An 11,822-nucleotide genomic window follows, 5' to 3' on the forward strand; every position below is an offset into this window, starting at 1 on the left:
CGGCCTGGGCGTTCGTCCTCCCCTCCGTCCTGGTCATCCTGGGCCTGAGCGTCGTCCCCGTCCTGTGGTCCCTGCTGCTGTCGTTCCAGTACAGCGATCTCCTCACCCCGAGCGTCTGGGTGGGCTGGGACAACTACCGCCGGCTGGCCGACGATCCGCAGTTCGCCCAGGCCGTGCGCAACACCCTGGAGTACACGGCGCTGTACGTACCGCTGAGCATCGGTCTGGGGCTGGTGCTCGCCCTGGTCCTCAACCGCCGGATCAGGTTCGCCGGTCTGTACCGCACGCTGCTCTTCGTGCCGTTCGTGGTCTCGGCCGCCGCCCAGGGCGTGCTGTTCTCCTTCATCCTCGACCCGGAGTTCGGCGCGGCCAACTCGCTGCTGCACCACCTCGGAGTCTCCCCGCAGGGCTTCCTGTCCGATCCGGGCCAGGCGCTGCCGGCCCTGGTGGGCATCTCACTGTGGAGCGGCACCGGCTTCTGCGTCGTGATCTACCTGGCGGCCCTCCAGGACGTGCCCCGCGAACTCACCGAGGCCGCCACCCTGGACGGCGCGGAACGCCGTCATGTGCTGCGCCATGTCACCCTGCCCACCATCGCGCCGGTCAGCGTGTTCCTGCTGCTCTGGCAGACGATCAGCGCCCTGCAGGTCTTCGACCTGGTGTACGTGACGACGAAGGGCGGTCCGCTCGGATCCACCACGGTGATCGTCTACTTCGTCTGGGAGCAGGCGTTCCGCAACTTCACCGCCGGTTACGGGGCCGCGGCGGCCTACGTCCTCGGCGTCGCCCTGCTGGTGGCCGCCACCGTGCTGCGGCTGGTCCGGCGCCGCGGCGACCGCCGCATCGAGGGAGCCACGTCATGACGGACCTGTCCCCACGGCGGCGGCCGCGGCTGCCGTTCAGCCCGTGGCATCTGCTGCTCGCGCCACTGGCGCTGCTCTTCGCCGTACCGCTGATCTGGCTGGGGCTCAGCTCGGTGATGAGCGACGCGGAGATCAACCGCTTCCCGCCCGCGCTCTGGCCCTCCGGGATCCACCTGGGCGGCTACCGCTACGTCCTCGGCAACGCGATGTTCCCGCGCTGGTTCGCCAACTCCCTCATCGTCTCGGCCGTCGCGGTCGTGTCCAATCTGCTGCTGGGGACGCTGGGCGGATACGCCTTCGCCCGGATGCGGTTCGGCGGGTCCCGGGTGCTGCTGGTGCTGATGCTGGCCACCATGGCCATCCCGTTCCAGCTGACGATGATCCCGACCTTCCTGGTGATGCGGAAGCTGGGGCTCGTCGACACCCTGGGCGCGCTGATCGTGCCGTCGCTGGTGACGCCGTTCGCGGTATTCCTGCTGCGGCAGTTCTTCCTCTCCCTGCCCAGGGAGTTGGAGGAGGCCGCCTGGATCGACGGGTGTTCGCGGCTGCGGGTGCTGTTCCAGATCGTCGTCCCGCTGTCCCGCCCGGCGCTGAGCACGGTCGCCGTCCTGACCTTCCTCACCACCTGGAACGACCTGTCGTGGCCGCTCATCGCGCTGAACCACGACGCCAACTACACCCTCCAGCTGGGCCTGACCACCTTCCGGGGGCAGCACCACACCCAGTGGTCGGCCGTGATGGCGGGGAACGTCATCACCGTCCTGCCGGTGCTGCTCGCCTTCCTCGCCGCCCAGAAGACCTTCGTCCGGTCGATCACCTCCACCGGCCTCAAGGGCTGACCGGCACCGCCCAGCCTCTCCCTCACCCTTCAGGAACCCGTATGCCACCCACCTTCGACCTGCTCGTCATCGGGGACGCCAACCCGGACGTCATCGTCGGACCGCTCGCTACCCCTCTGGCCTTCGGCCAGCGCGAACAGCTCGTCGACAGCGGCGCGCTCACCCTCGGCGGATCCGCCGCGATCACCGCGTGCGGCGCCGCCCGGCTGGGGCTGCGCGTGGCCTTCGCCGGACGCGTCGGGGACGACGGCGCCGGACACTACATGCGCGACCGGCTCACGGCGCACGGCGTCGACGTCAGCGGGCTGCACCTGGACGCCGGCCTGCCGACACCGCTCACGGTCATCGTGACGCGCGGGGACGACCGGGCCATCCTCACCGCGCCGGGCACACTCGCCGCCACCTCGGGCCGCGACATCGCCCCACACCTGCTGACCTCGGCCCGGCACCTCCATGCCGCGTCCTACTTCCTCATGCCGGGCCTCGCCGCCGATCTGCCGGACCTCTTCGACACTGCCCGTGCGGCGGGCGCCACCACCTCGCTGGACACCAACGACGACCCCGCGGGCCGATGGGACCGCGCCGCGCTGGCGCCCGTCCTCGCCCGGACCGACCTCCTGCTGCCCAACGCGGCCGAGGCCCACCGGCTGGCCGGCACCGACGGCACATCCGTCGCGGTGGCCGCCGAACTCCTCGCGCGGCAGGTCCCGCTGGTGGCCGTCAAGAACGGGGCGGACGGCGCCCTCTGCCACGACGGCCGGACCCTGCTCACCACCGCCGGGATCCGTGTCACACCCCAGGACGCCGTCGGCGCGGGCGACAGCTTCAACGCGGGGTTCCTCGCCGGACGGCTCACGGGCCGGCCCATCGCCGAGGCACTCGACCTCGCCGCCGCCTGCGGTGCGCTGTCCACCCGCGCCGCGGGCGGCACCACCGCCCAGCCCACCTGGGACGAAGCCCTCACCCACCTCACCGCCAACGGAGACATCCCGTCATGATCAACCCCAAGATCGTGCTGATCGGCGCGGGAAGCGTCGTCTTCACCCAGGGCCTGCTGGCGGATCTCTTCGCCTTCCCGGAGCTGAAGACCGCGCGGATCGCCCTGCACGACATCGACCCGGGACGCCTGGCCACCGCCGAGGCCGCCGCGCGCTACATCGCCGAGCGGCGGGACGCCGCCGCGCACATCACCGCGAACGTCGACCGGCGCGAGGCCCTCGACGGCGCCGACTTCGTCATCAACCTCGTCCAGATCGGCATGCGGGAGGCCACCCGGATCGACTTCGAGATCCCCGCGCGCCACGGTGTGCGGCAGACCATCGGCGACACCCTCGGCGTCGGCGGCATCTTCCGCGCCCTGCGCACCTTCCCGTTCCTCAAGGCGCTGGGCGAGGACATCGCCGCCGTATGCCCCGGGGCATGGCTGCTCAACTACACCAACCCGATGGCCATGAACGTGCAGTACCTCGTGGCGGCCACCGGGCTGACCCGGGTGGTCGGCCTGTGCCACTCGGTGCACTGGACCATCCACGACCTGTGCGACCTGCTGAAGGTCCCCTTCAGCGAGGTCACCTACCGCGCCGCCGGGGTCAACCACCAGGCGTGGGTGCTCCGTCTGGAGCACGACGGCACCGATCTCTACCCCCGGCTGGACGCGGTGATCGCCGAGAACGAGCAGCTGCGGCGGCGGGTCCGCGTCGACATGTACCGGCGGCTCGGCTACTACCCGACCGAGACCAGCGAGCACTCCTCCGAGTATGTGCCCTGGTATCTGCACCACGACAGCGAGATCGAGCGGCTGCGGCTGCCCATCGGCGCGTACCTCGGCATCGTGGACGAGAACGTCGCCGCGTACGAAGGGACCCGCGACGCCCTCGCGGCCGGCGCCCACATCGACGTCGAGGGGACCATGGAGTACGCCCCGCAGATCATCCACTCCATGGTGACCGGCACCCCCAGGACCGTCTACGGCAATGTGCCCAACCACGGGCTCATCGAGAACCTTCCGGCCCACGGCGTGGTCGAAGTGCCCTGTCTGGTCGACCGGTCCGGTGTCCAGCCGACCCGCGCCGGTGCGCTGCCCCCGCAGCTCGCCGGGCTCAACCGCACCTACCTCAGCATGAACGACCTGGTGGTGCGCGCCGCCCTGGAGAACGAGCCACGCCACATCCGGCACGCGGCCATGACCGACCCGGCGACCGCCGCCGCCCTGCGCGTCGAGCAGATCTGGGCGCTGTGCGACGAGATGGTGCGCGCACACGGCGAGCGGCTGCAACCGGCGCTGCGCGCGACCCTCGCCATCTGACAATACGAAGAATAGTGTGCCAAGCGGCCGGCCATACGGGGTCCGGCCGGGCGCCTGGGCGGGACTACGCGGTTACGCGGATCCGCGTAGCCGCCCGGTCGCGGGTCGGCTCTTCGCGGTACCGTCGGTCGCCTCGCGGAGCACGTCCCGCACCTGGCCGCGCAGCCATGCGTGGGCGGGGTCGCTGTCGTGCCGGTGATGCCAGGTGAGGACCACCTGGGTCGGCGGCAGCTCCAGCGGGAGCCGCCGGGTGACGAGGCCGAGCCTCGCCGAGGCGGGTCGGCAGACCCGCTCGGCGACGACGGCCACGGCGTCCGAACGGGACACCACGTCCAGCGCCGCGGCGCTCGTCGGCAGGGACGCGATCACCCGCCGCCGCAGCCCGCGTTCGGCGAGGGCGTCGTCGATGGCGTTGTGCAGCCGGCCCCGGCGGGACACGGTCACGAAGGTCATGCGGACGAGCTTGTCGAGGCCGACCCGGCCCTTGGCGAGCGGATGCCCCCGTCGTAGCGCCAGGACCAACCGGTCGGCGCCGGCCACCTCGGAGGAGAGCTCCGGGCGGCCCGGCTCGTCCGCGCCGATCTCCAGATCGACCTGGCCCCGGGCGAGGTCGGGCTGGTCGGCGGCGGACTCGGCCAGCAGGCTCAGCTGGACGTTCGGGGCGGTGGCGCCGACCCTGGCGATCAGCGGGGCGGCGAGGGCCGCCAGCAGCGCGTCATGTCCCCGCACGGTGAAGTGCCGGTTCAGGCCGGCCAGGTCGAGTCGGCGTACCGGAGTGAGCACGGCGGTGGCCCGCCGGACCAGGTCGCGGGTCTCCTCGCGCAGTTCGAGGGCGCGCGGGGTCGGGACCATGGTGCGGCCGGTGCGCACGAGGATGTCGTCGCCGGTCGCGCGACGGATCCGGGCCAGTGTCCGGCTCATCGCCGGTGGCGAGAGGTTCAGCCGGTCCGCCGCGGCGGTCACGCTGTTCTCCTCCAGCAGGGCGTCGAGCGCCACGAGCAAGTTGAGATCCACGTGCGCCACGGTAAGGCAAGCCCCGGCGGGATTGCGCCGAGCGTCATGTCTCACCCGACCTCGCGGCGTGTGCGGCCCCCGCCGCCGGGCGGGGGCCGCGGATGTGCCGGGTGTCAGCGGGTGTACACCTCGGCGCGGTCCACGCTCACGAACGAGGCGCCCGACTGGGCGTTGTGCTCGCCGGTCACCCGGATGCGCAGGGTGTGCCGGCCGGAGGGGAGCCGGGGACTGAGGTACTGCAGCGTCTCGCCGGTGCGGATCGCGCCGTAGAAGTCCACGCGTTGCTCGGGGCCGCCGTCGATGCTGAGGGCGGCGATGCCGTTGCCGGTGTCGCGGACCGAGAGCAGGGCGATCCGGGTGCCGGTGAAGGAGAACGTGGCGGTGTTGCCCGCCCGGTCGCTCCAGTGGTCGTCGCTCCAGAAGCACTGGGTGGCGCAGCCGGTTCCCGAGTTCCAGGTGCCGGTGTACGAGACGCTTCCGTCGCCGCTGGACCGGCCGTCGTCATTGATCCAGTACGTGCCCGCTCCCGGGTCGCCGGACGGCAGGTCCTGGGTGGCGCCCATGGCGAGCGGGCGGCCCAGGTTCGGGCTGCCGTCGGCGTTCCAGGTGATCTTCTGGGCGCGGGTGGTGCGGTTGGTGTAGGTGTTCACGGACGTGGTCTTGGCGTGGTAGACGATCCAGTCCTCCGTGCCGTCGGGCGAGCGGAAGAACGCGTGGTGGCCGGGCCCGTAGACGCCGTGGTCGTCGGCGCGGGAGAACACCGCACCGGAGTGCTGGGTCCAGTCGCCGGGCACGAGCGGGTCGGCGGTGGACGGCAGGGACATCATCCAGACCTGGTAGTCCGGCTTGCCGGTGTCGCAGGTGGAGTACGTCATCCAGGTGCGGCCGTTGCGGTAGAGGAACTCGGGGCCCTCGCGCACCTCCGGGCAGCCTCCGGCCGCGTTGATGGCGACCGCGTCGCCAGAGACGGTGTACGGGTTGGACATCGGGGCGATGTTGAGGCCGTTGTGCTGGTACTGGTTGATGCCGGAGTAGGCGAGGTAGAGGCGCCCGTTGTGTTCGAGGATGCCGGGGTCGATCGCGAAGTCGGCGGCGTGGTTGGGCGGCGTGAGCCGGGACTTGAAGTGGTACGGACCCGCCGGGTCGTCGCGGTCGGACTCCAGCACATAGAGCCGGTGGTGGTCGTCGGTCCCGTCGTCGGCGGTGTAGTAGAGGTACCAGCGGTTGCCGAAGCGGTAGAACTCCGGTGCCCAGATGTGCTGGTTGCGGGAGCCGTCGGTGTCCGTCCACACGGTGACGGGGTCGGCGTCGAGCAGGGTGCCCAGGGAGGTGGAGCGCCACATCCGGATGCTGTCGCCCTGCGTGGTGGTCAGGTAGTAGGTGCCGTTCCAGGTGGTCACAAACGGGTCGGGGCCGGTGTTGAGGGGGTTGCGGAAGGTGCCCGCGGCGGCGGCGTGCGGGGCCGCCGTGGCGGCCGGTGGGGCGGAGATCAGGCCCCACAGGATGGCGAGCAGAGCGGTGAGCAGCGCCGCGTGGCGGCGGGCGGTGCGAGGGCTCATGGGCGCTTCCTTGCGTCGATGCGGGTACGGCTCGTGGGGGTCGAGGCGGCGGTCCGCTGGTTTGCGGGGAGACGTCACAGGCCGTCCTCGGCGGGGAGACGTCACAGGCCGTCCTCGGCGGGGAGCGTCACAGGCCGTCCGCGGCGGGGGGTGTCACAGGCCGTCCGCGGCCGTCAGCGCGCCAAGGGCACTGGCCTGGGTGCGCCAGTCCACCTGGTTGGGGGTGGTGCCCGCCCAGCGCTGGCCGAGCCGGTTGAGGGGGTCGCGGTCGGTGGCCCAGATCGAGTCGGCCTGCTTCTTGATGTACGTCCGGTAGGTGGCGGATCCGGTGGCGTCCGCCAGGTCGGCGAAGTGGCGCATGAAGACGCCCTTGAACTGCTTCTGGTTGTCGTCGCAGGCGTTGCCGCCGGTGTCGCAGGACTCGGTCAGCACGCCGTCGCGGGTCAGCGCCGCCGAGGTGGTCGCGGCATCGGCCAGGCGACGGGCGGTGTCCAGGTACCGGTCGTTGCCGGTGGACCGCCACAGTTGGGTGAAGGCGCCGATGGCGAGGCCCTGGTTGTAGCTCCACACGGTCTGGGAGTTGTTGCGGCAGTCGGCGGTCAGCCCGTCGTTGACCAGGCCCGCGCTGTTGATCAGCCCGCTGTTGAGGTACCAGGTCGCCGCCGTGGCCGCCCGGTCGCCCCACACGGTGTCGCCGGAGATCCGCCGGTGCAGTGACGTGGTCAGCCACAGGTACAGCCCGTTGGTCACGGCGTTCTTGTAGGTGCGCTCCCGGTCCCACCACACACCGCCGCCACAGGTGCCGGTGTCCCAGTACTGGTGGACGTAGGTGGCGATGGTGACCGCCTCGTCCAGGTAGCGCCGCTCATGGGTGTGGTCGTACGCGGTCAGCCAGGCCACGCCCCACCAGGCCGCGTCGTCGATGGCGCGGCTGATGAAGTGGCCCTCCACCGCGTCGGAGCTGCGCTCGCCCGGGGCGAAGGTGCCGCGGTTCTGCTCGAAGGTGCGGGCGATGACCCAGTCGTAGTCGTGCCGCCCGGTGCGCTCGGAGAAGTCGATGAGCGAGGTGACGGCGACGGCCGAGTTCCACCAACTGCTGCGCCACCAGCCCTCGTACGTGTGGTACGACGCCATCAGCGCGTCCGCCGCGGCGCGCGCCCGGCTGGGCGCGGGTCTGACCCAGGCCGTGCAACTGCCCTCCTGGTGGCTCGCCTCACGGCCGCACGCCCGGACCGCCCCGCCGAACATCAGCCCGCGCGGATCCCGGGTGGCGAACATGGCCGTCCGCGTCGAGGTCTCGCCCGACGCCACGCTCGTACGGCCGAGGGAGGAGCCCTCGGGCCAGGTGGCGCCGGTGTCCCAGGAGCGGTCGAGCCAGATCTCGTCGCCCGTGCCACCGCTTTCGATGACGCCCCACGCCATCCCGTTCTTCTGGTCGACATGGAGGCTGATGGTGCGCCCGAACAGGGTGGTGGAGGGCACCGGGCGGTCGTCGCCCGCCGCGGTGGCGGGGTCGGCGCCGTCGCAGAGCGTGCCGTCGCACACCTTCGGGTAGACCCAGTCGGTGCAGGTGACACCGGCGGCGTCAGCGCAGGCGCGGATCCAGCCGCGCCGGTGCCCCACCGGGTCGGTGAGGTTGTACATCAGGGTGCGGGTGCCGGTCCAGGTGCCCGGAACGCTCGCCTTGCCGAGCAGACCCTCCCAGGTGGCGCCCCGGTCCCAGGACCGGTCGAGCCAGACCGCATCGCCCGTCACACCGTTGTCGATGCTGGCCCAGGCCATGGAGTCGGGGTCGGAGACGTGCAACTTCAGAGTCCGGCCGTTGAGGTTCACTTCCGGCACGGGGAAGGTCTCGCGCTGCGCCTTCGAGGGGTCGAGGGTGTCGCACGCCAGCGCGCAGACCGGGGTCGCGGCACGGGACGGCGTGGGGAGGGCGACCAGACCGGCCAGGGCGATGGCCAGGGTCAGGAGCCCGTGGAGGACACGGTGGAGCCGCGCTGACATGACGTACCCGCCTTTCCGTGGGGGCCGTGCGCATGAGCGTGGGGAGGGGGAGGAGAGACGGGCGGCCGCCCGCGCGGGGCGGCCGCCGGAGAGTGCGGGCCCGTTCGCCCTAGGGAGCCCAGGGCGGTTCGATCGCCCAGGTGGTGTCCTCGGTGAAGCTGGCCGGGTTGTCCCAGGCGTGGGTTCCGCCGGACTGGGCCAGCCACAGCTCGGCGTTGCTGTGCCGCAGATACTGCCCGGGGAAGTTGGCGGCCGACATCCGGATGCCCCCGCTGCCCTGGGTCGGGCACCAGGTGGCGTCCTCCTTGTACACGGTGGAGCCGTCGCCCGCCTCGCGCCGGACGCGGAAGTCGCGGTGGCGCAGATATTCACCGGGGTAGTTGCGGGACTCGAAGGAGTAGCAGAGCTTGTTCGCAAGACCCTGCCGCACCGTCCAGGTGGCGTCCCGCTTCAGCAGGTCGGCGCTGGCCGCGTTCACCACCTCGGTGAAGCCCAGCCCGTCGTAGTGGCGGATGTAGCGGTCGGTGTAGCCGGGTGTGGTGACCCGGATCGACACGTTCTGCCCGACGGGCAGTTTCACCGTGGCGCCGGCCGACCGGGATGCCGCGATGAGGGCCTGGTTGGCGGCCCGGACCCGGGCCTGGTCGACCTTGACCACCTGCCGGTCGTAGGACATCAGCCCGTTGGCCTCGTTCTCGACATCCGTGATCTGGGTGTAGACGGAGGCCGACAGGCCGCCCGCGGGCATACCGCTCTCCCGGATCCCGTCGAGCAGGCCGACGAGCCGGTTGTTGAGCGCGGGGATGCTCGGCTGGTCCTCGTAGCTGAACCCGCCGCCCGGATACCACTCATGGTCGGGCACGCGGTAGCCGAGGCCGCCGTACTCCCCGAGCACCGAGGCGCGCACCGACTCCGCCGGGGTGTTGCCGGGCCCGACGTAGTTGTGGTTGTCGATGACATCGCCGTTGCCGCCGTCCTTGGCGGCGCAGCAGTTGACGCCGCTCATGTTGTCCACGAGGCGCGAGGGGTCGTACGCCTTGACCATGTCGGCGATGCGGGCCTGGTCGTACTGGCCCCAGCCCTCGTTCTGGTCCACCCACTGGATGAGCGCGGGCGAGCTGCGGTGCTGGTCGATGATGGCGCGGTACTCGCTCTCCCACTGGGCGCGGGCCGCGGTGTCCGGGGTCTTGCCGCTGTCCATCGAGGGCATGTCCTGCCACACCAGCAGCCCGAGCCGGTCCGCCCAGTAGAACCACCGCTGCGGCTCGACCTTGATGTGCTTGCGGACCATGTTGAAGCCCAGGTCCTTGTGTTTCTGCAGGTCGTACTTGAGGGCCTCGTCGGTGGGCGCGGTGTAGATGCCGTCCGGCCAGTAGCCCTGGTCCAGGGTGCCGGTCTGGAAGACGAACTTGCCGTTGAGCACCGGCCGCCGGACCCCGCCCACGTCCTTCACCGCGATCGACCGCATGCCGGTGTAGCTGCCGACCTTGTCGGCTCCGGTGGCGCCCGTCAGCTCGGCCGTGACGTCGTACAGGAACGGGTCCTCCGGCGTCCACAGATGGGCGTTCGGCACCGGCACGGAGACCTCGCTGCCCACGGTGCCGGTGGCGCTGCCGATCGTCGTACCGCCGCTGGAGACCGTGACCTTGACGCCCGCGCCGTCCGCTCCTCCGGCGCCGCGCACCGTGACCCGCAGGGTGTTGTCCTCCAGACGCGGGACCATGTCCAGGCGGGTGATGTGCGCGGGGGCGGTGGGCTCCAGCCAGACGGTCTGCCAGATCCCCGACGAGGCGGTGTAGACGATGCTCCGGCCGGGGTGCGGGGTGACGTCCTGGATGCGCTGCTTGCCGATGGCCTGACCGCCGGTCTCCGTGGGGTCGTACACGGAGATGACGATGGTGTTGGTGCCGCCGTTCAGCAGGGGCGTGATGTCGTAGGAGAAGGCGTCGTAGCCGCCGCGGTGGGCGTCGCCGGCCTGCTTGCCGTTGACCCAGACCGTGGTCTCCCAGTCGGACGCGCCGAAGTTGAGCTGGACGCGGCGGCCGTTCCAGCCGGAGGGGACCGTGAAGGTGCGCTTGTACCAGAGCTTGTCATTCTGGGTGATCTTGCGCTGGACGCCGGAGAGCGCGGACTCGGGCGCGAACGGCACCCGGATCTGCTCGCCGAACGTGGCCGGCTGTCCGGCGTCGCGGGAGGTGACCGCGAAGTCCCAAATCCCGTTGAGGGGGGACCAGTCGGGCCGGGTGAGCTGCGGGCGCGGATACTCCGGCAGGGGGTTGTCGACCGGGACCTGGTTCGTCCACGGGGTCGTCATCGGGGAGGGTTTGGGCTCCCAGGACTGGGCGGCGTGGGAGGGGCCAGCGCCGGAGACGAGCAGACCGGTGGCGGCCAGCGCGGGGACCACGACGGCGGCCACGCGCCGCCGCCAGGTCCGTCTAGGACGGGTCCGTCTTGGACGGAGGGAGGGGAAGCGATGGAACAAGTGTCTCAGCACGCTGCTGCTCCATGGTCCGGTTGGCGCCGCCGCCCGGAGGACGGCGGAACTCTTCCACAGGGAACACTTGCTGCACGCATTACCAGAGCACTCACTCCAGTGTTTGTCCATACCTTGGGACAACGTTGTCGGCGAGGCAGGGTCGCGGGCGGAGCAGCAGCGCGCGGGCGGGGTCCTAGATCGCTTGGGGCGGCCCGGAGCCGTCCCCCGGTGACCAGCGGGGCCGGATGCCCGCGATATGACAGGTCATGAAGTACAGCGGAATCGGCGGCGTGTACGGCGAGTCGTCCTGGGGGTGATGGATCAGGCGGGGGAGGCGGGAACGCCCGGAGTACTCGCCGCTCAGGTCGGTCATCCGCGCCCCGACCGCGTAGCTGGTGAACGGCGGCCAGGCGACGTCGATGTTCGACCCCGACGGCACGATCCACCACCACCGCTGATCGTCGGCGAAGACACAGCCGATGCGGGGCAGACACTTCATGACCCGCCTGCCGATGTCCGTGGGCATCCCCACCGCGTCGTATCCCAGCCTGGCGGGCAGTCCGTCGGGGAGCCGCAGGCGGCCGCGGTGGCCTCGCCAGAGGCGTGCCGCGCCGAGTGCTGGGGCCTCAGGCATCTCACGTGCCTCAGGTGCCTCGGGGGCAACAAACTGTCGGTCCATGAGTCAGTGACACTCTTCCGTGCGCGACGGCAGCTCGGCCCATACGATCCGCCCCGGCCCGTGCGGGGCGTCCCTGACGCCCC

Annotated in this window: 9 protein-coding genes; 4 read left to right on the forward strand and 5 right to left on the reverse strand. The window is 71.2% G+C overall.

The genetic code is table 11. The features are described from left to right. From GWI24_RS30970 to GWI24_RS30985, 4 genes are all read left to right on the forward strand, one after another. Positions 1-863, forward strand: an 863-nt coding sequence (locus GWI24_RS30970) for a carbohydrate ABC transporter permease (RefSeq protein WP_210949209.1), incomplete at its 5' end; no start/stop codon positions are given. Then, complete coding sequence (locus GWI24_RS30975; protein ID WP_247617108.1) at positions 860-1,702, forward strand: carbohydrate ABC transporter permease; 843 nt, start codon at positions 860-862, stop codon at positions 1,700-1,702. The genes GWI24_RS30970 and GWI24_RS30975, both read left to right, overlap by 4 nt. 41 nt (positions 1,703-1,743) lie before the next feature. After that, on the forward strand, positions 1,744-2,700 hold the full coding sequence (locus GWI24_RS30980; RefSeq protein ID WP_210949211.1) for a carbohydrate kinase family protein: 957 nt from the start codon (positions 1,744-1,746) through the stop codon (positions 2,698-2,700). Further along, positions 2,697-4,007, forward strand: a complete 1,311-nt coding sequence (locus tag GWI24_RS30985) for an alpha-glucosidase/alpha-galactosidase (RefSeq protein WP_210949213.1) — start codon at positions 2,697-2,699, stop codon at positions 4,005-4,007. Before GWI24_RS30980 ends, GWI24_RS30985 begins: the two co-directional genes overlap by 4 nt. Before the next feature lie 72 nt (positions 4,008-4,079). Here the strand turns inward: GWI24_RS30985 and GWI24_RS30990 are convergent, their stop codons facing one another. From GWI24_RS30990 to GWI24_RS31010, 5 genes are all read right to left on the reverse strand, one after another. Further along, positions 4,080-5,021, reverse strand: a complete 942-nt coding sequence (locus GWI24_RS30990; protein WP_210949214.1) for a LysR family transcriptional regulator — start codon at positions 5,019-5,021, stop codon at positions 4,080-4,082. A 113-nt stretch (positions 5,022-5,134) separates the two neighbouring features. Further along, positions 5,135-6,580: a family 43 glycosylhydrolase gene (locus GWI24_RS30995; protein ID WP_210949216.1), complete on the reverse strand. Its 1,446-nt coding sequence runs from the start codon at positions 6,578-6,580 to the stop codon at positions 5,135-5,137. A gap of 153 nt (positions 6,581-6,733) precedes the next feature. Continuing rightward, on the reverse strand, positions 6,734-8,584 hold the full coding sequence (locus GWI24_RS31000; RefSeq protein WP_210949221.1) for a glycoside hydrolase family 76 protein: 1,851 nt from the start codon (positions 8,582-8,584) through the stop codon (positions 6,734-6,736). Positions 8,585-8,693: 109 nt separating this feature from the next. Next, entirely contained in the window at positions 8,694-11,000 is a 2,307-nt protein-coding gene (locus tag GWI24_RS31005) for an AbfB domain-containing protein (RefSeq protein ID WP_210949223.1), read from the reverse strand. 253 nt (positions 11,001-11,253) lie between these two features. Continuing rightward, complete coding sequence (locus tag GWI24_RS31010; protein WP_247617109.1) at positions 11,254-11,694, reverse strand: hypothetical protein; 441 nt, start codon at positions 11,692-11,694, stop codon at positions 11,254-11,256. Positions 11,695-11,822 lie beyond the last annotated feature (128 nt).

The organism is Streptomyces sp. MK37H, assembly GCF_018035285.1.
Lineage (GTDB): Bacteria > Actinomycetota > Actinomycetes > Streptomycetales > Streptomycetaceae > Streptomyces > Streptomyces endocoffeicus.

Excerpts from the sequence above, each read along its gene's own strand:
- GWI24_RS30975 (WP_247617108.1), top strand. The coding sequence starts at position 860 with ATGACGGACCTGTCCCCACGGCGGCGGCCGCGGCTGCCGTTCAGCCCG.
- GWI24_RS30980 (WP_210949211.1), top strand. The coding sequence starts at position 1,744 with ATGCCACCCACCTTCGACCTGCTCGTCATCGGGGACGCCAACCCGGAC.
- GWI24_RS30985 (WP_210949213.1), top strand. The coding sequence starts at position 2,697 with ATGATCAACCCCAAGATCGTGCTGATCGGCGCGGGAAGCGTCGTCTTC.
- GWI24_RS30995 (WP_210949216.1), bottom strand. The coding sequence starts at position 6,580 with ATGAGCCCTCGCACCGCCCGCCGCCACGCGGCGCTGCTCACCGCTCTG.
- GWI24_RS31000 (WP_210949221.1), bottom strand. The coding sequence starts at position 8,584 with ATGTCAGCGCGGCTCCACCGTGTCCTCCACGGGCTCCTGACCCTGGCC.
- GWI24_RS31010 (WP_247617109.1), bottom strand. The coding sequence starts at position 11,694 with ATGCCTGAGGCCCCAGCACTCGGCGCGGCACGCCTCTGGCGAGGCCAC.